The organism is Lutibacter sp. (assembly GCF_030692605.1).
GTDB lineage: Bacteria > Bacteroidota > Bacteroidia > Flavobacteriales > Flavobacteriaceae > Lutibacter.
This window is the reverse complement of sequence record NZ_JAUYUD010000124.1, coordinates 24,084-45,170: the sequence shown is the minus strand read 5'-3', so window position 1 is coordinate 45,170 and position 21,087 is coordinate 24,084. Positions and strand designations below refer to the sequence as shown.

Genomic DNA, 21,087 nt, shown 5'->3' with positions numbered 1-21,087 from the left:
GCCAAAACATTTGATGGATTTAAAACAAGAATACTTTCTAAATTAACCTCGTTGACAATTATTCAATACATTAACAAGTTTATTTTTGAGAGAAATATTAACAACTTAAAAATTAACATTGTCTAAATGCACAACGGGTTAAATAAAATTATTTCTTCATCAAAAGTGTTGAAATCATAAATAATAACAAATAGCTTAAATTGGCTTATTTTCTAAATAGCTAATTGGCTCATTAAATAACGAAGTTATGAGTTTAAAAAATACACAAAATTTCAACTACGGATTAGAAAAAATATTTTCGGAAGCAGAAGATTTTTTACCATTATTAGGAACCGATTATGTAGAGCTTTATGTTGGCAATGCTAAACAAGCGGCACATTATTATAAAACAGCATTCGGATTTCAATCTCTTGCATATGCAGGTTTAGAAACTGGGATGAAAGACCAAACAAGTTATGTATTGGTTCAAGATAAAATTCGATTGGTTTTAACAACACCCATGCCAAATTCAAAAAACAAAGAACTCTTTGAACATATAGAAAATCATGGTGACGGTGTAAAAGTAGTTGCACTTTGGGTTGAAGACGCTACAAAAGCTTGGGAAGAAACTACAAAAAGAGGGGCAAAATCATTTCTAAAACCCATTAAAGAAAGTGATGAAAACGGTGAAGTTGTTCGCTCAGGAATTCATACATATGGTGATACTGTTCATATTTTTGTTGAACGAAAAAATTATAAGGGCATCTTTTTACCAAAATTTGAAAAATGGGAATCAAAATATAACCCTTCAGATCTTGGATTAAAATATGTTGATCATATGGTTGGAAATGTTGGTTGGAATGAAATGAATGTTTGGTCTAAATTTTATGCCGAAACAATGGGATTTGCAAACCTAATTACCTTTGATGATAAAGACATTTCGACCCAATTTACTGCTTTAATGAGTAAGGTAATGACCAACGGAAATGGGAGAGTTAAATTTCCAATTAATGAACCTGCTGAAGGTTTAAAAAAATCTCAAATTGAAGAATATTTAGATTTCTATAATGGTCCTGGAGTACAACATATTGCAGTTGCAACAAACAATATTTTAGAAACTGTAAAAGCAATGACCGAGCGAGGCGTTGAATTTTTATATGTTCCTGGCACTTATTACGACACTGTTTTAGACAGAGTTGGCGAAATAGATGAAAATTTGGCAGAGCTAAAAGAATTAGGAATTTTAGTTGATAGAGATGAGGAAGGATATTTGCTTCAAATATTTACCAAACCTGTTTCAGATAGGCCCACATTGTTTTTCGAAATTATTCAACGAAAAGGGGCTCAATCATTCGGAAAAGGAAATTTTAAGGCCTTGTTTGAATCTATTGAAGCAGAACAGGAACGAAGAGGAACATTATAAAAAAATTTATTTAATAAAAGCTTAACAATACAATCCTAACCCTTTTATTATTTTTGGAACAAAAATTACAACCTCAATAATCTAATGCCTATAAATTTTTAAAATGAAGAAATATTTTGTCATACTATTTACACTTTTACTTTCTTTAGGTTTGTTCGCTCAGCCTTCAAAAGGTATGAAAACCATTACCAATCATGCATTTAAACATGGAGAATGGTTAAAATTTAGAATGAGTTATAGTAATTTTTTAAATGCAGGTTATTCTACAATTCAAGTTTCAGAATTAAAAACAAACGGAAGAGATGCTTTTCATATAGCAGGAATAGGGAAATCTACGGGCTTGGTGAGCCTTTTTTTCACAGTAAAAAATGATTACCAAACCTATATGTACAAAGAGACCTTACAGCCATATAAATTTATCCGAAAAATTAATGAAGGTGGTTACACTAAGGATCTAGAAATTTTATTCGATTATGAAACAAAGCAGGCAACTGTTAAAGATTTTAAACATAACAAAATAGACCGTTATCCAATAGGTACTAATATTCAGGATATGATGTCGGCTTTATATTTTTTGAGAAATCAAGATATGAGTTCTTTAAAAGTAAACGACCAAATAGATTTAAAAATGTTTATTGATGATGAAGTTGTATCGTTTAAACTTCACTTTTTAGGAAAAGAAGTAATTAGAACAAAATTTGGAAAAATTAGGGCTTTAAAATTTAGACCTTTAGTACAAACCGGACGTGTTTTTAAAGAGCAAGAAAGCCTAACAATATGGGTGAGTGACGACGATAATAAAATTCCACTTCAAATAAAAGCGTCACTTGCAGTTGGTTCTTTACGTGCAGATTTAGACGAATTTAAAGGTTTAGCACATCCTTTTAACATTATTTTTTGACAATTAAATTGTACTTTTGCATTTTATTTTTTAAAACCAATTAATTTACAAAATTTACAAAATTGAAAAAAATAGTTTTCCTTCTTTTAATATCCTTCATATTCTCTTGTAAAAACAAAAATGGTGATAATGATATAATAGTAGCAGAGCCAAAAATAATATTTGAATTCGGATACAGATTAAATGATTATAAGGTTATTAATGATACGATTAAACCAGGAGAAAATTTTAGTACAATTCTAGATAAATATGGTATTGAATATGTGAAAGTATTAGAAATTGTAACTAAAATTAAAGACACCTTTGATGTTAGAAAAATAAAAGGAGGTATTCCCTATACCATTTTAGCCAAATTAGATTCTACTCAAAAAGCCCAAGTTTTTATATACAAACATTCACTTGTAAATTATACAGTAATTGATTTTAAAGATTCATTAGTTGTTGCCTATAATGGTAAAAAACCAATGAAAACCATTGTAAAAACAGCTTCAGGAATTATTAATAGTAGTTTAACACAATCTATAATTGATGCAGGGTTAACTACTTATTTAGCCTATAAAATGGAAGATATTTATGGGTGGTCTATTGATTTTTATCGACTTCAAAAAAACGATCGATTTAAATTAATTTATGAACAACATTATATAAATGATACTATTCCTGTTGGAATTGGCGAAGTTAAAGCTGCCTTTTTTGAACATGACGGCAAGCCTTATTATGCCTTCACATATGTGATTGATTCTACAAATAATAAAGTAGATTATTATGATGATGTTGCCAATGCCTTACGTCGTCAATTTTTAAAAGCCCCTGTTAAACTAAGTAGAATTTCATCTCGTTATAACTTAAACAGAAGAATTGCACTTTATGGGAATCGTGTTAGAGCTCATAAAGGAACTGATTATGCTGCTCCTATAGGAACTCCAATTTTAACTACAGCTAGTGGTATCGTTCAAGAATCTAGGTATGGCGGCGGAAATGGAAATTATGTAAAGGTTAGACATAGTGGAGCCTATAGCACTCAATACCTTCACATGAGTAAAAGAGCTGTGCAAGTAGGACAAAGAGTGAGCCAAGGCGATGTTATTGGCTATATTGGAATGACTGGAAATACATCGGGACCCCATGTTTGTTACCGGTTTTGGAAAAACGGAGTTCAGGTAGATCCATTAAGAGAGCGATTGCCAAATTCTGAACCGATGAAGGAAAGCAAAATACCTGCTTATTTTAAATACATTGAACCAATAAAATTAAAATTAGATGCAATTCCTTTTGCCAAAAAGAAATCTATTATTCCATCCTAATTTATTAAAAATAATTTAATTCATTTAGTTATGAAAAATGTAAATCCGACCCAAACAAAATCTTGGGAAAAATTAACGAATCATTTTAACGAAACAAAAAACGTTCATATAAAATCGCTTTTTAATCAGAATCCAAATCGTTCAAAAGAATTTAGTATTAAATTTAGTGAATATGAATTCGATTTTTCTAAAAACAGAATAACCGCTGAAACTCTGAATTATTTGGTTGAATTAGCAAATGAGGTAGATTTAAAAAGCGCTATGAATTCTTATTTTTCAGGAGAAATAATAAATAAAACTGAAAATAGAGCAGTATTACATACTGCTTTAAGGAATCAGAATTTGTCTGAAATCAATGTTGAAGGAGAAAATATTGTTCCTAAAATAAAGGAAACTCTTCAAAAAATAGAATCTTTTACCAATGAAGTAGTTTCAGGTAATTGGAAAGGATTTACAGGAAAAAAAATAACTGATGTTGTAAATATTGGAATTGGAGGTTCAGATCTAGGTCCAGATATGATTGTTGAATCACTAAAATTCTACAAAAATCATTTAAATGTTCATTTCGTTTCTAATATAGATGGAGATCACGTACAAGAAGTTATTAAGAATTTAAATCCAGAAACCACGTTGTTTGTAATTGTTTCAAAAACTTTCACTACTCAAGAAACCCTTACAAATTCAACTACTATAAAAAATTGGTTTTTACAAACTGCATCTGAAGAAGATGTAGCAAAACACTTTGTGGCAGTTTCTACCAACTTAAAAACAGTAAGTGAATTTGGAATAGACTCCAATAACATTTTTCCAATGTGGGATTGGGTTGGAGGCCGTTTTTCATTATGGAGTAGTGTTGGTTTATCTATCAGTTTAGCAGTTGGATTCGATAATTTTAACCAACTTTTAATAGGAGCTTTTGAAATGGATGAACATTTTAAAAATGAACCATTTGAAAAAAATGCACCCGTTATTTTAAGTTTAATTGGCATTTGGTATACCAATTTTTTTAACTGTGAAACAGAAGTAATTTTACCCTATACTCAATATTTAAGCAAACTTGCTCCTTATTTGCAACAAGCAATAATGGAGAGTAACGGAAAAAGTGTTGATAGAAATGGAAAACCAGTTTCATACCAAACCGGAACCGTTATTTGGGGTAGTACAGGTACAAATTCTCAACATGCTTTTATGCAATTATTACATCAAGGTACCAAACTAATTCCTGCCGATTTTATAGGGTTTAAAGAATCTCTTTATGGAAACGAAGACCATCATACTAAATTGATGGCAAACTTTTATGCACAAACACAAGCTTTAGCAGAAGGTAAAACAAAGGAAGAAGTTCATTTAGACTTAAAAACTCAAGGTAAAATGGACGCTATTGAAACGTTATTGCCATACAAAGTATTTGAAGGCAATAAACCAAGTAATACTGTATTAATAAACAAATTAACTCCAAAAACATTGGGTGGGTTAGTTGCTTTTTATGAACATAAGATATTTGTTCAAGGTGTTATTTGGAATATTTTTAGTTTCGATCAATTTGGTGTTGAGCTAGGTAAAGAATTGGCTCATAAATATTTGCAAAAATTTAACTAACCAGCCACATACAAAGCATTTAAAGTTTTTAACAATTTTTAACATTTTCTTCGATATTTGTTAATATTTATTTGGTTGATATTCAGTAAGGCTTTGCCTTTTTTGTATATTTAAACTTTCTTAATTTAATGTTAAATATTAACATTAAATTAAAGGAGAAAAGAACAAAAAGTCGCATTTTTGCAGAACATTTAATTCAAATCAAATTCAAATTAAACAATGAGAAATTTAAAAAATTGGCTAATTGCCTTGGTGTTTATCACTACAGCATCCATGTTTGGGCAAGGTGTGACCACCTCTTCCATTAATGGTAAAATACTAGACAACAACGGTGCTCCTTTACCCGGTGCAAACGTAGTTGCTGTCCACACAGAATCAGGTACGAAATATGGTGTTTCTACAGATTTCGATGGTTATTTCAGAATCTCAAATATGAGAGCTGGAGGGCCATACAACATTACACTTTCTTATGTAGGATTTAATGACTACGCTCAAAACAATGTTTACCTTCAATTAGGTCAAACTTTTGCAATTAACCACAAAATGGTGGAGGCAGCAAATGCATTGCAAGAGGTGGTTATTACGGGTGCACTTAATGGTGTATTTGATGGTAATAAAACAGGTACTGGTACCTATGTGAGTAAAAAACAAATAGAAACTTTACCAACAGTTTCTAGAGGTATTGGAGATTTTTTACGTACAACACCACAAGCTCAAGTTAGTGGAAGTACAATTTCAATTGGTGGTCAAAACAATAGGTACAACGCAATCTATATAGATGGGGCTGTAAATAATGATGTTTTTGGTTTAGCTTCTTCTGGAACAAATGGAGGTCAAACAGGTGTTAATCCAATTTCAGTAGATGCTATTGAATCTTTCCAAGTTTCTGTTGCTCCTTTTGATGTTAGAATCTCTGGTTTTTCTGGTGGAGCAATTAGTGCAGTTACACGTTCTGGAACAAATAATTTTGAAGGATCTGTATATGGTTTTATTCGTAACGAATCATTAGCTGGTAAAACGCCTGTTGATTTGGTTCCTTCTGGAGGTAGCAGAGAAAAATTATCTGATTTTTCAGCTAAAACATTTGGAGTTAGAGCTTCTGGTGCTATAACTAAAGATAAATTATTTTATTTTGTAAACTACGAAAATCAAAACGATGAAACTCCAAGACCATTTAATTTCGCTAATTATATTGGAACTTCAAATGAAAGTGCCATTCAAGGTTTAAGCAATTTTCTAACAACCACCTACGGATTTAATCCTGGAACATATTTAAGTACTGCTGATGAATTAAAAAGTGATAAGTTAGTTGTTAAATTAGACTGGAATATTAATGAAAACAATAAACTATCTTTTAAACACAGTTATGTAAATGCAGAACAAATTAATGCGTCTACTTCTAATACAACTAGCATAAATTTCAGTAGTGGTTCTATTTATTTCCCATCTACAACCAATACAACTTCAGTAGAACTAAACTCAAAATTAAGCGAAAAAACTTCAAACAGCTTAACTTTAGCTTACACTTCTGTACTTGATGATAGAGATCCTTTAGGAGATCCTTTCCCAAGAGTTAGAATTAAAGATGGATCAGGTAATATCTTTTTTGGTTCAGAACCTTTTTCAACTGGAAATATATTAGAACAAAAAATAATGACTCTTACAGATAATTTTGAAATTTATAAAGGTGCACACACTATAACTTTAGGTACACATTTAGAGTCTTCTGATGTAAGAAATGTATTTATAAGACAAAATTATGGAGATTATGTGTTTACTAATTTAAATAGATTTTTAACTGGTGGTCTTGCAGAAGATTACAACAGAAGTTATTCATTACAAGGAGGTATCGGGGATGATTCAAAAGGAGCTGCTGAGTTTGATATGTTCCAAGTTGGAGTGTATGTTCAAGATGAAATACAAGCAACTGATAATCTTAAACTTACAATTGGATTACGTTTTGATGCACCTATTTGGTCTGATGGTTTAGTGAATGATTCTTTCAATAACACGACTGTTGGCTTATTAGAAGCACAAGGAAAAGATTTACAAGGGGCAAGAGTTGGAAAAGGAGTATCTACTTCAATCCATATTTCTCCAAGAGTTGGATTTAACTGGAACGTAAATGGCGAATCAGATACCCAAGTTCGTGGTGGTTTTGGTATATTTACCTCAAGAGTGCCTTTAGTTTGGCCTGGAGCTGTTTATAACAATAATGGTATGGCAATTGGAGCCGCTGAAGAACGAAACCTACCTGGTGGAGGTTTATTTGTAGCAGATCCTTTTGGGCAGCCTGTTGGGCCTGCAGTGGGTTCAGGACAATTAGGAGGTGATATCAACCTTTTTTCAAGTGATTTTAAATTACCTCAAGTATTTAAAGTAAATTTAGCTGTAGATCAAAAATTACCTTTCTGGGGATTAGTTGCCTCTGCTGATTTATTATACAACAAAAACATCTCAGCTGTTTATTACGAAAACTTAAATCTTAAAGCTCCTATTTTATTCCAATCAGGAACTGGGGATACACGTCCTTATTATAATAGAAGTTCTAGAATTGACCCAACTTATTTTGGAATTTATTTAGGATCTAATACAAGTGAAGGTCATTCTTGGAATAGCTCTTTAACAATTACAAAACCTTTAGCTAATGGTTTCCAAGGTAGTGTTTCATATGGTTATGGTGATTCTCAAACAATTTTTGAAGGAACAAGTTCGCAAAACTCGTCACAGTGGAGAAATCAACTTAGTGTGAATGGGAAAAATTCAAAATTACCAACTTCTAGATCTCAATTCGCTCAAGGGCATAGAGTTATAGCAAATGGTTCTTATGATATAAAATGGAATGACAACATTAAAACTACTTTTGGTTTATTTTACCAAGGTGTTAACGGAAATTCATTTACTTATACTTATCAAGAAGGACAAGACGTGTTAAATGATGACTCAAGTGATAATGCTGTTATTTACGTTCCAAAAAATGCTGCTGATATTAGATTAAAAGAAGGTGCTAATGGTTTAACTGCAGCTCAACAATGGACTGCCTTAGATGGATTTATTCAAGGTAATGATTACCTTAGAAGTAGAAGAGGAAAATATGCTGAAATAAATGCAGACAGAGCTCCTTGGAGTCATATTGTTGATTTAAAAGTTTTACAAGATTTCTCAATTAAGTTTGGCGAAAAGAAACATACTTTCCAAGCTTCATTTGATATTTTCAACTTTACCAATTTAATTAACAAAGAATGGGGTGTTCAAAAATTCGCTCCTAATTTTGGAGAAATTGATATTCTAAGAACTGAGACCGCTGGTGTTGCTCCAGTTTATAGTTTTAATCCAGCTGTTATTGATAATATGTTCACTATTGATGATAGTGGTATTGAAAGTTCAAGATGGCAAATGCAAGTTGGAATAAGATATTCTTTTAATTAGTATTTTCACAAATAAAAATTTAAATCCGCTCAATTTGAGCGGATTTTTTGTTTAATAACACCCGAATAAGTTTAAATTAAATTTCATATTTTTACAACCAATTAAAACTAACTATTATGACAAAAATGATTCATTCTTATTGGGCTTACTTAGTATTACTTATTATTGTAATTGCAGTTGCAAATGCCATTATTGGATTAAACTCTAAAAAGGAATTTAAAGCAACCGATTTACGTATTTCATTGTTCGCATTAATTGCTTCTCACATTCAATTAATACTCGGTTTTATAGCCTACTATACTTCTGTGTTTTACGAAACAATGCGCGATATGGGTATGGGTGAAGTGATGAAAAATAGCGAACTTAGAAAACCGCTGATTGAACATCCTTTATTAATATTAATTGCAATTGCATTAATTACTATTGGTTTTTCTAAACATAAAAAGAAAACTACAGATGCTGCAAAATTTAAGACTATTGCTGTTTTTTATGGTATTGCATTGTTACTAATTTTAGTTGTAATTCCTTGGGGTTTATGGTTTACTAAATAATAATAAACATGTCTGTTTTGAGCCTGCCTGACTTGCAAGCAGGCTCAAATTGGCAAACAAAATTACCTTATAGATATTTACATTCTTTTTAAAAATGAAAAATATTCTTTCTTACATACTCTCCATCATTTTTTACTTTTTTTATGGTTTTTTACTCATCCTATTTCATGTGATTCAATGGGTAGGTTTTAACCTAGGAAAATATCGTGGGCATAAAATAACCGTTGATTTAATGAATGGTACGTTAACATATCTCCTCTATGTTTTAGGTACTAGAATTCAATTTGTTAGTAAATATCCTATTCCACAAAATGTTCCTTTAATAATTGTATCCAATCATCAAAGCATGCATGATATTTGCCCCATTGCATTTTTTTTAAGAAAATACCATCCTAAATTTGTTTCTAAAATTGAATTAGGGAAAGGCATCCCGAGTGTTTCGTATAATTTAAGGCACGGTGGTTCGGTTTTGATTGATAGAAAAGATGCCCGACAATCTTTAACAGCGCTTAAAGAATTTGGACAATATATTGAAAAAAACAATTATGCGGCAGTTATTTTTCCTGAAGGCACCAGAAGCAAAGACGGTGCTCCTAAACGATTTTCAGAAAACGGATTAAAAATGCTTACCAAATTTGCACCTTCAGCTTACATTATTCCTGTTACCATCAATAATTGTTGGAAACTTAATAAACAAGGTGCGTTCCCGCTAGGTATTGGAGAAAAAATCACTTTTGAATTTCATCAAGCCATTGAAGCGAAATCATTAACATTTGAAAATTTATTTCAAAAAGTAAAAACTACCATTAAAAATTCGGTAGTTTAGCAAACTACTACTAAAAAAATGGACATGTCGGCACACAATATCAGGTTAGAGGTAATGCTAACCCTTGAAAAGAATATAGATATCTTTGTTGAAAAATTTTTAATTACCCCCGAAAAAATTTGGCAACCAACTGATTTTTTACCCAACTCTCAAAGCGATTCATTTATTGAAGAAATCAAAGAAATTCAAGAGCTCTCCAAAGACTTAAATGATGATTTTTGGACTGTTTTAGTTGGAGATACCATTACAGAAGAGGCCTTACCAACCTACGAATCGTGGCTGTTAGATGTTGATGGTGTTTCACAGCATAGTAATGAAAATGGTGGAGGAGATAATGGCTGGGCAAAATGGTTACGGGCTTGGACTGGAGAAGAAAACAGGCATGGTGATGTGTTGAGTAAATACTTATATCTATCTGGCAGGGTTAATATGCGCGAAGTAGAAATTACTACTCAACATTTAATTGCAGACGGATTTGATATTGGAAGTGCTCGCGATCCATACAAAAACTTTGTATACACAAGCTTTCAAGAGTTAGCTACTTATGTTTCACATAATAATGTTGCTAAAATTGCACGTAAAAATGGGCATAAATTATTAGCAAAAATGTCTATGATTATTGCAGGAGATGAAATGCGCCATCATTTAGCATATACCGAGTTTGTTAAGCAAATTTTTCAGCACGACCCAAGTGAAATGATGTTAGCTTATCAATACATGATGAAATATAAAATTGTTATGCCAGCAATGAATTTAAGACATTCTGGTGAAGAAAAAGGAAGCCTTTTCAATCAATTTTCAACAGTTGCTCAACGCGTTGGTGTTTATACCAGCTTTGATTATATCGATATTATTACGAAATTAAATACTTCTTGGGAACTTGATAAAATTACAGGTTTATCTGCTGAAGCTGAAAAAGCCAGAGACTATTTAATGAATTTACCAGACCGAATGTGTCGTATTGCCGAACGTATTGTTGTTCCAAACACAAAATACAATTTTAAATGGATAAATCCTGTATGCTAAGTTTGTTTTAAACTACTTAACCTAATCATGTCTAAGTAACTATATTTCGTCAAGATAAATTAGATTGTTTATTACTTTATTTCAAAGCTATCTTTATCATTCAAAAAGTTTAACTTAGTTCGCACTTCTGCTATATGTTTTTTATGCAACGTTATAATGGTGTTATCCTCCTGATTTGTTTTTAGATGGGTTAGCTTTTTCCCTAAACAATTATATGCTACTGAATGGCCTGAATATTCAAAATGGTTTTCATCAACTCCTACTCTATTTACACCAATAACATAGCTTAAATTCTCAATGGATCTCGCTTTTAATAAAGCATCCCAAGCGGCAATTCTTGGTTTTGGCCAATTGGCAACATATAAAAGAACATCGTAATTTTCTACATTTCTCGACCAAACAGGAAAACGCAAATCGTAACAAACTAATGGGCAAATTTTCCAATCATTATAATTAACTATCAGTTTTTCTGTTCCAGTTGTATATTTCAAGTGCTCACCAGCCAAGCTAAATAAGTGTCTTTTATTGTAATAATTTATTTCACCTGAAGGATGAACAAATAATAATCTATTGTAAAAATTGTTATTTTCAATTATAATAATACTTCCTGCAATTGCTGCATTTTTTTTTAGTGCCAAATTACGCATCCATTCCACTGTTTCACCTTGCATTGTTTCAGCAACGTGTTGCGGATTCATTGTAAAACCAGAGGTGAACATTTCAGGCAAAACAAATAAGTCAACCTCCTTAGAAATTGACTCAATGGTAGTTGAAAAATTTGATCTATTTTTTTTAGGTTGTTCCCAAACTAGATTACTTTGAATAATGGCAATGTTTAGGGTATTTTTCATTTATAATTTTTTGCGTTTTTTTTCAACATCACGTTTCATTCTATCTATTTTTTTTTGCCACTTCTCATCGTCTAGTGGTGATATTTTTCCGTTACTTTTTAGCTTATCGTACTTTTTATGTTTTTATCTAAGCTATTTCGTGCTTTGCTATATTTCTTTTCAGCATGTTCTTTTTGCTTTATTTCCTTTTCAGCTTTTTTTACCTTTTTTTCTGCAGCTTTTTGTTTTTTAGCTGCCTTTTTAGCTGCCTTCTCAGCCTCTCTCAATTTTCGGTCTGCCAATAATCGTTCACTGTTTTTATTTTTTATGGCAATTTGTTGTTCAAAAGAAAGACTTTTTGTTACTTCCTTCCCGTCAAAAAATATTTTATTGCCTTTAACATCATACATTCTACCTTCATAATCAACTTGTTGTGCGGTTAAAATTGAAAGTGAAAATAACAACATAATTACCCAGAATAATTTTATTTTTTCATATTTCATAATTTTATATACACAAATTTACAACTAAATATTACATAATATATCGGCAGCTCTTTTTAATGTTTCTTCCGTTTTAGAAAAACAAAAGCGCAATACTTTAGTGTCGTAATTACTATTGTTGAAAACTGAAATTGGCACAGACGCTATTTTATATTCTTTTGTTAATCTAATGGCAAAGTCATAATCGCTTTCTTCTGTTATATTTTTAAAATTTAACAACTGAAAATAAGTCCCTTTTGAAGGTATACTGGTAAATTTAGAATCCTTAATGAGCGACAAAAACAAATCCCTTTTTTCTTGATAAAAAGAACCTAAATAATTATAATTATCTGGCGATTTCAAATAAGAAGCAAGTGCTATTTGCATGGGATGATTCACACTAAACACATTAAATTGATGCACTTTTCTTAGTTCATTTGTTAACTGTGCTGGAGCTAAACAATATCCCATTTTCCAGCCTGTATTGTGAAATGTTTTACCAAATGAAGCTACAATAAAAGCTCTTTCGGCTAAAGAAGGAAATAAAGCTGCCGAATAATGCTTTTCATTATCAAAAATAATATGTTCATACACCTCATCGCTTAATAATAAAATATTGGTGTCTTTAAGTAATTGTTCCAATTGAAACATATCTGAATAAGTCATTATTCTCCCCGAAGGATTATGAGGTGAGTTTATAATAATCATTTTCGTTTTATCGCTTATTAAACCTCTAACCTGTTGCCAATCTATTTTAAAATCTTCAGGATCTAACTGAATTGCAATTGGTTTACCTCCAAATAATTCTATTGTTGGCTCGTAACAATCATACGCTGGTTTAAAAATTATAACTTCATCATCCTTTTTAATAGTGGTTGCAATTATGGTAAAAATTGCCTGAGTAGCACCCGCTGTAACAGTAATTTCTGTATCTGGATTATAATTTACTTGATAAAGACTCTCCGTTTTTTGAGCAATTGATTCTCTTAAACTCATTACTCCAGGCATTGGAGCGTATTGGTTATTTCCTTCAACCATTGCTTTATTAACTAATGAAATTAATTTTTCATCACTCTCAAAATTTGGAAATCCTTGCGCCAAATTCAAGGCGCTGTGTTCATTGGCTAAACCACTCATTATAGCAAAAATGGAAGTTGGTACATTTGGTAATTTTGATTGAAAAGGTATGTTATATGTTGGCATATATTTAAGGTTTAATTATTCTTAAAATTTCTGAATTTCATCTTTCAATAAATAAAATGAGTTTGAGACTCTGAACTTGATTTAGGGTAACAAAATCGGTTTTAAAAATACTAAATATTCACTTTATTAACGGCTTTTGTAAACAAAAAACCCATTTCAAAATTGAAATAGGTTTTAATATTGAACTTAATATGTAAAATAACTATATAATGCTTGCTTTCAAATACTCACGATTCATACGTGCAATATTTTCTAATGAAATTCCTTTCGGACATTCAACTTCACAAGCACCTGTGTTTGTACAGTTTCCAAATCCTTCTATATCCATTTGGGCAACCATGTTAAGTACACGTTCTTTAGCTTCCACTTTACCTTGTGGTAACAACGCAAATTGCGACACTTTTGCAGCAACAAATAGCATAGCACTCGAGTTTTTACAACTAGCTACACAAGCTCCACAGCCAATACATGAAGCAGCATCCATAGATAAATCTGCATTGTATTTTGAAATTGGAATTGAATTAGCGTCTTGAGTATTCCCAGAAGTATTTACTGAAATATAACCACCAGCTTGTTGAATACGTTCAAAAGCCATACGATCTACAATTAAATCTTTAATTACTGGGAATGCTTTCGCTCTCCAAGGTTCTATATAAATAGTATCGCCATCTTTAAAAGTACGCATGTGTAATTGGCATGTTGTTATACCTCTGTCTGGACCGTGAGGTTCTCCATTAATATGTAATGAACACATTCCACAAATACCTTCTCTACAATCGTGATCAAATGCAATAGGCACTTCATCTTTTGCTACCAAACTTTCATTTAAAACATCCATCATTTCTAAGAATGACATATGCTCTGAAATATCGGTTACTTTATATTCGACCATTTGACCCTTTTCTTGAGGTCCTTTTTGTCTCCAAATTTTTAACGTTAAATTCATATCTTAAGTTTATTAGCCATTAGGCAATAGGCAATAGTTTTTTAATTGCTTATTGATTTAATAAAGGCATTTAACATTTTGTTTTCTTCTGTGATTAAATTTATTATTTTATCAAACTGATCATTACTTATCAAATCTAATTCTCTTGAAATAATTATTTGAGTTTCTAACTCTAATAATCAACCTCTGGCAATTTCAGAAATTGAATATAATTTTGAGTGTAATTTCTACCATAACCCTCTGCAATATTTGAAGGGATAGAAATTGCTGCTCTTTTCATTTGACTTTGCAAACCAAACACTTCGTCTTTAGGTAAATCTTTACATAATAAATAAATTTCTTTGACTAACTGAATTCCTTTTTTCCAAATTAATAGATCTTTATAAGATTTTATTGAACTCATTTTACCTATTGCCTAATGCCTTATTCACTATTGCCTATTTATAAGAACGAGTTTTTAATTCGATATCTTTAAATTCTAATTGTTCTTTATGCAAAATAGCTTCACTAGGTTTTCCTGTGTATTCCCAAGCTGCGACATACGCAAAGTTTTTATCGTCACGTTTTGCCTCACCATCTTCAGTTACGTGCTCTTCTCTAAAGTGACCTCCACAAGATTCTTCACGCTCTAAAGCATCTTTTGCAAATAATTCTCCTAATTCTAAGAAATCAGCTACTCTACCTGCTTTTTCTAATTCAGGATTCATTTCATTTAAATCTCCAGGAACTTTTACGTTTTTCCAGAAATCTTCACGAATTTCTTGAATTTCCTTAATCGCTTCTTTTAAACCTTTTTCATTTCGGGCCATTCCAACTTTATCCCACATTACTTGTCCCAATTTTTTGTGGAAATAATCTACAGAATGTGTTCCTTTATTATTGATAAAGAATTCTAATTGATCTTTTACAGATTTTTCAACTTCATCAAATTCAGGAGAATTGGTTGGTATCTTCCCTGTTCTAATATCATCAGCTAAATAATCACCAATAGTATAAGGCAATACAAAATATCCATCTGCCAAACCTTGCATTAAAGCAGAAGCTCCTAATCTGTTTGCACCGTGATCAGAGAAATTTGCTTCACCAATACAATACAATCCAGGAACAGTTGTCATTAAGTTATAATCTACCCAAACACCACCCATTGTATAGTGCGTTGCTGGATAAATCATCATAGGAGTTTTATATGGATTTTCATCTATAATTTTCTCATACATTTGGAACAAGTTTCCGTATTTTTCTTCAATAACAGCTTCACCTAATTTAATAACTTCTTCTTTTGAAGGATTATGAAGTCCTTGAATTTTAGCTTGTGTGCTTCCGTATCTATGAATAGCAGCAGCAAAATCTAAATACACAGCTTCTCCAGTTGCATTTACTCCGTGACCTGCATCACAACGTTCTTTAGCTGCTCTTGAAGCAACATCTCTAGGAACTAAATTCCCATAAGCAGGATATCTTCTTTCTAAGAAATAATCTCTATCTACTTCAGAAATTGCAGTTGGCTTTAAGTTGCCTTGTTGAATTGCCTTTGCATCTTCTATTTTTGCAGGAACCCAAATTCTACCATCATTACGCAATGATTCTGACATTAACGTTAATTTAGATTGGTAATCTCCTGAACGTGGAATACACGTTGGGTGAATTTGCGTAAAACAAGGATTTGCAAAATATGCTCCTTTTTTATGAATTTTCCAAGCTGCAGTTGCGTTAGAACCCATAGCGTTGGTTGATAAGAAATAAACATTTCCATAACCGCCAGTTGCAATAACTACGGCGTGAGCAGAATGACGCTCAATTTCACCAGTTATTAAATCACGAGCAATAATACCTCTTGCTTTACCATCAACTTTAACTACATCTAACATTTCGTGACGATTGAACATTTCAATTTTCCCTCGAGCAATTTGACGGTTCATTGCAGAATAACATCCTAGCAATAATTGTTGTCCTGTTTGTCCTTTTGCGTAAAAAGTTCTTGAAACCAATACTCCACCAAATGAACGGTTGTCTAACAATCCACCATAATCACGAGCAAAAGGAACACCTTGCGCCACACATTGGTCAATAATAGCTCCTGAAACCTCCGCTAAACGATGCACGTTTGCTTCACGTGAACGGTAATCTCCACCTTTTACGGTATCATAAAATAAGCGATAGTTAGAATCTCCATCACCCATATAATTTTTTGCGGCATTGATACCTCCTTGTGCTGCTATTGAATGCGCTCTTCTTGGAGAATCTTGGTACGCAAATGCTTTTACGTTATATCCTAGCTCAGCTAAAGTTGCAGCGGCTGAACCACCAGCCAAACCTGTTCCAACAACTATAATATCAATATTTCGTTTGTTAGCTGGGTTTACTAGGTTAATTTTATCTTTATAAATTGTCCATTTATCTTTTATTGGACCTTCTGGTACTCTTGAATTTAAAGTAGTCATATTCTCTTAAGATTAATGGTTAAAATGGTGAAACAATGCAATAATGATAAATCCTAAAGGAATTACTATTGAATAAATAGTTCCTAAATTTTTCACACATTTTGTGTATTTGTTGTTAAAACCCATTGATTGAAATGCCGATTGAAAACCATGTGCCAAATGAAGGCCTAATAAAATAAAAGCAACTATATACGCTCCCACCCTCAACGGACTTACGAACTTGTGTTGCAATTCTTCAAAATAACGAAGCTTCTCAGTCCCTTCTAAATAACCAGACATATCACCTAGGACATATTTAGTGTTTAATTCAGGAATCCAAAAATCTAGAAAGTGAATTACTATAAAAATTAAAATAACTCCGCCGCTAATTGCCATATTTCTTGACATCCAAGTAGCACTTGCCGCGCCATTATATTTTACATATTTTACATTTCTTGACGCTCTATTCTTTAGTTCTAAAACAAACCCCATAACAAAATGAAAAACAACTCCAAAAATTAATACAGGTTGCATTGCAAACTGAATTAATGGATTGGTACCCATAAAATGTGACGCTTGGTTAAAAGCGTCTTCACTAAATAATGATGTTACGTTTACTGCTAAGTGAATAATTAAGAAAATTATTAAGAAAAGTGCTGATAGTGCCATGGCAACCTTTCTAGCAATTGATGAAGATAAAATCCCGCTCATTAGTTTTAAATTTTAAAACATCAAAGATAATAAATATGTTAAAGTTAATTTGCTCTATTTGGACATTTAATCTTATTTAGAATTGATTTAAATAATATATATTATTCTAAATTTAACACTTGTTAACACTGATTTATTTAATTTTATTCATAAACCTTTTTAAAACCAAACATAATGAAAAAACTTGTTCTGCTAGCCTTCTTTATTTCACTAGCTACTGTTTCACAGGAAATTAATTTAGAAAAACTAAAAAATATTAAGCCAAGATCTATTGGGCCAGCTGGAATGAGCGGAAGAGTAACTGCTATTGATGTGGTTGAAAATCAACCAGATGTGATTTATGTTGGTACAGCCTCTGGAGGGTTGTGGAAATCTGAAAGCGGTGGTGTAGATTGGATTCCTGTTTTTGATGAACAAGGCGTTTCTTCAATTGGAGCAGTTGCCATACAACAAAGTAATCCAGATGTTATTTGGGCTGGAACGGGCGAGGGAAATCCTAGAAATAGTTTAAATGGTGGTTATGGCTTATACAAAAGTTTAGATGCTGGTAAAACATGGAAGTTAGTTGGGTTAGAAAAAACTAGAAATATTCATAGAATTATAATTGATAAAGACAATCCAAATACCGTTTATGTTGGGGCTATTGGTTCTCCTTGGGGAGCTCATTCAGAACGTGGCGTTTTTAAAACTACCGATGGAGGAAAAACATGGACGAAATCTCTATATGTAAATGATCAAACAGGATGTGCAGATTTAGTTGTAGACCGTTCAAACCCAAATAAAATAATTGCTGCCATGTGGCAACACAGTCGTAAACCGTGGACATTTAATTCTGGTGGCGAAGGTTCAGGTTTGTACATAACTTATGATGGTGGTGAAAATTGGAAAAAATTAACAGATAAAGACGGCCTTCCAGAAGGTAATTTAGGAAGAATTGGATTGGCTATTTCACAAAGCAATCCAAAAATTATATATGCTTTGGTTGAAGCAAAAAAGAATGCCCTATACAAATCTGAAGACGGCGGAGTTAAATGGAAAATGGTAAATGATAAATCAAGTGGAAGAGGTCCCGATGGAATTGGAAATAGACCTTTTTACTATTCTGATATTGCTGTAGATCCACTAAATGAAAATAGAATTTATTCAGTTTTTACCTATGTAAATGTAAGTGAAGATGGAGGTAAATCTTTTAATCAATTAATGCCTGCTTATGGTACCGATAAAGGGGTTCATCCTGATCATCATGCATGGTATATTCATCCTAAAAATCCTTCATTTATGATTGACGGAAATGATGGAGGTTTATATATTACAAGAGATAAAGGAACAACGTGGCGTTTTGTTGAAAATTTACCGGTTGCCCAATTTTATCATATAAGTGTTGATAATGATTATCCGTATAATGTATATGGCGGTATGCAAGATAATGGGTCTTGGGTTGGTCCTGGTTATGTCCTAAAAGATCAAGGTATTCGTAATTCCTATTGGCAAGAAATTATGTTTGGTGATGGTTTTGATGTGGTTCCAGACCCAAAAGATTCTCGTTACGGCTATGCAATGTCTCAACAAGGTTCTGTTGGAAGATATGATAGAGAAACGGGAAATACGAAAATGATCGTTCCTACACATCCTAATCCAGACGTAAAACTTCGTTTTAATTGGAACTCTGCAATTGCTATGAATCCAACAAATCAAGAAACTATTTATTTTGGAAGTCAGTTTGTTCATAAATCATCCGATAAAGGCCATACTTGGGATATTATTTCACCCGATTTAACAACTAATAATCCAGAAAAACAAAAACAACACGAAAGTGGTGGAATAACTATGGACGCTACTGGTGCAGAAAATCATTGCACTATTTTAGTTATTGAACCAAGTATTTTAGATGAAAAAATGTTATGGGTTGGAACCGATGATGGAAATATTCAATTAAGTTTAGATGGAGGAGCAACTTGGGAGAATGTTTCAAAAAACATTAAAGGAATGCCAAATGAAAGTTGGGTTGCACAAATACGTGCTTCAAAATTTAAAAAGGGGGAAGCCTATGTCGTTATCAATAATTACAGGCAATTCGATTTTTTACCATATCTATATAGAACCCGTGATTATGGAAAAACTTGGGAAAATTTATTGGTTGGAAAAAACGAAACATTTGGATATACCCTTTCGGTAATTCAAGATATAGAAGAGCCTAAGCTATTGTTTTTAGGAACAGAAAATGGTCTTTATTTTAGTATTGATGAAGGCAAAATTTGGACTAAATACACCAATGGTTACCCTACTGTTCCTACCATAGATTTAGCAATTCACCCACGTGAGCACGACTTAATTATTGGGACTTTTGGTAGAGCTGCCTATGTTTTAGATGATATTAGACCTTTTAGAGCCTTAGCAAAAGAAGGTAAACAACTTTTAGATAAAACGTTACATTTATTTGTGCCTCCAGCAGCTATAAATGCTGAAAACCAACAACCAGCTGGTACTCGTTTTGGTGCAAATGCCATCTTTAATGGTGAAAATCGAAAAGAAGGAGCTATGATCACTTATATTATAAACACCCCCGAATCTGCAAAAAAGAAGGACGATTCTGATAGTAAAAATTCAAAAGAAAAATCGTCAGAAAAAACAGCAGTTAAAGGTGAAAAACCTGCAGTAAAATTTGATTCAATATTTTTTGAAGTATTTAATGTCAATAATGAATTAATAAGAAGCATTAAAACAAAAGCACCCAAAGAAAATGGTGCCCATAGAATTTATTGGGGACTAGAAGAAAAAGGGGAGCGAGGCCCATCGAGAAGAAAAGAAAGAGACAATGCCCAAGAACCAAGAGGCAACACAGTATTACCCGGTACTTATACTATAAAAATTCACTTTGGGAATTTAACTGAAACCTCATCAATCAATGTTTCTTACGATCCAAGAATTCCAATGAGCTTTGATGTGTTAAAAAGTAAATATGACCTGTTAAAACAATTAGAATCTAAAACTGGAATTGCCGGAAAAGCTACACAACAATTACTTGAATCTAAAGAAATTGTTGAAGATTATAAAAAACGTTTAAAGGCACAGGATGAAAAAGAAAAATTAAAAGATTTGATAAAATCTCACGATGAATTAATAAAAAAAATAGATGGTTTATTGGATGATATGTTAGGAAAAGAAGATGAGCGACAAGGTATTACCGATACTGAATTTCCAAGTACTGTTTCATATTTATTTACAGCAAGAAGATATGTTGGGTCATTAATGCAACTTCCTGGTAAAACAGAATATAAATTAATTGAAAATGCCAATGCAAAAGTTGGCGCTGTCATTGAAAAAATTAACGAATTTTATAAAACCGATTGGGTAAATTATAGAAAGTCTGTTGAGAACTTACAGCTTTCGAAATTTAAAGAAATTGAAGAGTTAAAGTATTAGATACAAATTAGGTTATATTTTAAAAGCCATTCTG

17 protein-coding genes and 1 pseudogene are annotated in these 21,087 nt (G+C 32.1%); 10 read left to right on the top strand and 8 right to left on the bottom strand.

Translation table 11 applies throughout. From position 1 onward, the window contains the following. The 9 genes and pseudogenes from Q8S45_RS13570 to Q8S45_RS13530 all read left to right on the top strand — a co-directional run. Positions 1-126: pseudogene (locus tag Q8S45_RS13570) on the top strand (IS982 family transposase); the annotation flags it as partial. A 121-nt stretch (positions 127-247) separates the two neighbouring features. Then, positions 248-1,402 carry a 4-hydroxyphenylpyruvate dioxygenase gene (gene hppD, locus Q8S45_RS13565; protein ID WP_305606015.1) on the top strand — a complete coding sequence of 385 codons (1,155 nt, stop codon included), beginning with the start codon at positions 248-250 and terminating at the stop codon, positions 1,400-1,402. Positions 1,403-1,505: 103 nt separating this feature from the next. Then, positions 1,506-2,303 (top strand): DUF3108 domain-containing protein, encoded by a 798-nt coding sequence (locus Q8S45_RS13560; protein ID WP_305606013.1) that lies wholly within the window; start codon positions 1,506-1,508, stop codon positions 2,301-2,303. A 62-nt stretch (positions 2,304-2,365) separates the two neighbouring features. Next, positions 2,366-3,607 (top strand): peptidoglycan DD-metalloendopeptidase family protein, encoded by a 1,242-nt coding sequence (locus Q8S45_RS13555; protein WP_305606010.1) that lies wholly within the window; start codon positions 2,366-2,368, stop codon positions 3,605-3,607. A 30-nt stretch (positions 3,608-3,637) separates the two neighbouring features. Then, positions 3,638-5,206 carry a glucose-6-phosphate isomerase gene (gene pgi, locus Q8S45_RS13550; protein ID WP_305606007.1) on the top strand — a complete coding sequence of 523 codons (1,569 nt, stop codon included), beginning with the start codon at positions 3,638-3,640 and terminating at the stop codon, positions 5,204-5,206. 219 nt (positions 5,207-5,425) lie between these two features. Continuing rightward, positions 5,426-8,635 carry a carboxypeptidase regulatory-like domain-containing protein gene (locus Q8S45_RS13545; protein ID WP_305606005.1) on the top strand — a complete coding sequence of 1,070 codons (3,210 nt, stop codon included), beginning with the start codon at positions 5,426-5,428 and terminating at the stop codon, positions 8,633-8,635. 116 nt (positions 8,636-8,751) lie between these two features. Then, complete coding sequence (locus Q8S45_RS13540) at positions 8,752-9,186, top strand: hypothetical protein (protein WP_305606002.1); 435 nt, start codon at positions 8,752-8,754, stop codon at positions 9,184-9,186. Positions 9,187-9,280: 94 nt separating this feature from the next. Continuing rightward, positions 9,281-10,012 carry a 1-acyl-sn-glycerol-3-phosphate acyltransferase gene (locus Q8S45_RS13535; RefSeq protein ID WP_305605999.1) on the top strand — a complete coding sequence of 244 codons (732 nt, stop codon included), beginning with the start codon at positions 9,281-9,283 and terminating at the stop codon, positions 10,010-10,012. 24 nt (positions 10,013-10,036) lie between these two features. Next, positions 10,037-11,038: an acyl-ACP desaturase gene (locus Q8S45_RS13530; RefSeq protein WP_305605996.1), complete on the top strand. Its 1,002-nt coding sequence runs from the start codon at positions 10,037-10,039 to the stop codon at positions 11,036-11,038. 71 nt (positions 11,039-11,109) lie between these two features. On the opposite strand, the gene Q8S45_RS13525 is transcribed toward Q8S45_RS13530, so the two are convergent. The 8 genes from Q8S45_RS13525 to Q8S45_RS13490 form a co-directional block, all read right to left on the bottom strand. Further along, a complete protein-coding gene (locus Q8S45_RS13525; RefSeq protein ID WP_305605993.1) occupies positions 11,110-11,889 on the bottom strand; it encodes an amidohydrolase in 780 nt (259 codons plus the stop codon). A gap of 98 nt (positions 11,890-11,987) precedes the next feature. Continuing rightward, entirely contained in the window at positions 11,988-12,371 is a 384-nt protein-coding gene (locus Q8S45_RS13520; protein WP_305605991.1) for a hypothetical protein, read from the bottom strand. Positions 12,372-12,395: 24 nt separating this feature from the next. After that, positions 12,396-13,553, bottom strand: a complete 1,158-nt coding sequence (locus Q8S45_RS13515; RefSeq protein ID WP_305605988.1) for a methionine aminotransferase — start codon at positions 13,551-13,553, stop codon at positions 12,396-12,398. Positions 13,554-13,755: 202 nt separating this feature from the next. Next, entirely contained in the window at positions 13,756-14,499 is a 744-nt protein-coding gene (locus Q8S45_RS13510) for a succinate dehydrogenase/fumarate reductase iron-sulfur subunit (RefSeq protein ID WP_305605986.1), read from the bottom strand. A 41-nt stretch (positions 14,500-14,540) separates the two neighbouring features. After that, entirely contained in the window at positions 14,541-14,633 is a 93-nt protein-coding gene (locus Q8S45_RS13505; protein WP_305605983.1) for a hypothetical protein, read from the bottom strand. 38 nt (positions 14,634-14,671) lie between these two features. Continuing rightward, entirely contained in the window at positions 14,672-14,902 is a 231-nt protein-coding gene (locus Q8S45_RS13500; protein WP_305605980.1) for a four helix bundle protein, read from the bottom strand. A gap of 34 nt (positions 14,903-14,936) precedes the next feature. Next, a complete protein-coding gene (locus Q8S45_RS13495; RefSeq protein ID WP_305605977.1) occupies positions 14,937-16,940 on the bottom strand; it encodes a fumarate reductase/succinate dehydrogenase flavoprotein subunit in 2,004 nt (667 codons plus the stop codon). A gap of 12 nt (positions 16,941-16,952) precedes the next feature. After that, positions 16,953-17,630 carry a succinate dehydrogenase cytochrome b subunit gene (locus Q8S45_RS13490; RefSeq protein ID WP_305605974.1) on the bottom strand — a complete coding sequence of 226 codons (678 nt, stop codon included), beginning with the start codon at positions 17,628-17,630 and terminating at the stop codon, positions 16,953-16,955. 174 nt (positions 17,631-17,804) lie between these two features. On the opposite strand from Q8S45_RS13490, the gene Q8S45_RS13485 reads away from it, so the two are divergent. After that, complete coding sequence (locus tag Q8S45_RS13485; protein ID WP_305605971.1) at positions 17,805-21,053, top strand: hypothetical protein; 3,249 nt, start codon at positions 17,805-17,807, stop codon at positions 21,051-21,053. Positions 21,054-21,087: the final 34 nt, after the last annotated feature.

Excerpts from the sequence above, each read along its gene's own strand:
- hppD (WP_305606015.1), top strand. The coding sequence starts at position 248 with ATGAGTTTAAAAAATACACAAAATTTCAACTACGGATTAGAAAAAATA.
- Q8S45_RS13560 (WP_305606013.1), top strand. The coding sequence starts at position 1,506 with ATGAAGAAATATTTTGTCATACTATTTACACTTTTACTTTCTTTAGGT.
- pgi (WP_305606007.1), top strand. The coding sequence starts at position 3,638 with ATGAAAAATGTAAATCCGACCCAAACAAAATCTTGGGAAAAATTAACG.
- Q8S45_RS13545 (WP_305606005.1), top strand. The coding sequence starts at position 5,426 with ATGAGAAATTTAAAAAATTGGCTAATTGCCTTGGTGTTTATCACTACA.
- Q8S45_RS13540 (WP_305606002.1), top strand. The coding sequence starts at position 8,752 with ATGACAAAAATGATTCATTCTTATTGGGCTTACTTAGTATTACTTATT.
- Q8S45_RS13535 (WP_305605999.1), top strand. The coding sequence starts at position 9,281 with ATGAAAAATATTCTTTCTTACATACTCTCCATCATTTTTTACTTTTTT.
- Q8S45_RS13530 (WP_305605996.1), top strand. The coding sequence starts at position 10,037 with ATGTCGGCACACAATATCAGGTTAGAGGTAATGCTAACCCTTGAAAAG.
- Q8S45_RS13525 (WP_305605993.1), bottom strand. The coding sequence starts at position 11,889 with ATGAAAAATACCCTAAACATTGCCATTATTCAAAGTAATCTAGTTTGG.
- Q8S45_RS13520 (WP_305605991.1), bottom strand. The coding sequence starts at position 12,371 with ATGAAATATGAAAAAATAAAATTATTCTGGGTAATTATGTTGTTATTT.
- Q8S45_RS13515 (WP_305605988.1), bottom strand. The coding sequence starts at position 13,553 with ATGCCAACATATAACATACCTTTTCAATCAAAATTACCAAATGTACCA.
- Q8S45_RS13510 (WP_305605986.1), bottom strand. The coding sequence starts at position 14,499 with ATGAATTTAACGTTAAAAATTTGGAGACAAAAAGGACCTCAAGAAAAG.
- Q8S45_RS13500 (WP_305605980.1), bottom strand. The coding sequence starts at position 14,902 with ATGAGTTCAATAAAATCTTATAAAGATCTATTAATTTGGAAAAAAGGA.
- Q8S45_RS13495 (WP_305605977.1), bottom strand. The coding sequence starts at position 16,940 with ATGACTACTTTAAATTCAAGAGTACCAGAAGGTCCAATAAAAGATAAA.
- Q8S45_RS13490 (WP_305605974.1), bottom strand. The coding sequence starts at position 17,630 with ATGAGCGGGATTTTATCTTCATCAATTGCTAGAAAGGTTGCCATGGCA.
- Q8S45_RS13485 (WP_305605971.1), top strand. The coding sequence starts at position 17,805 with ATGAAAAAACTTGTTCTGCTAGCCTTCTTTATTTCACTAGCTACTGTT.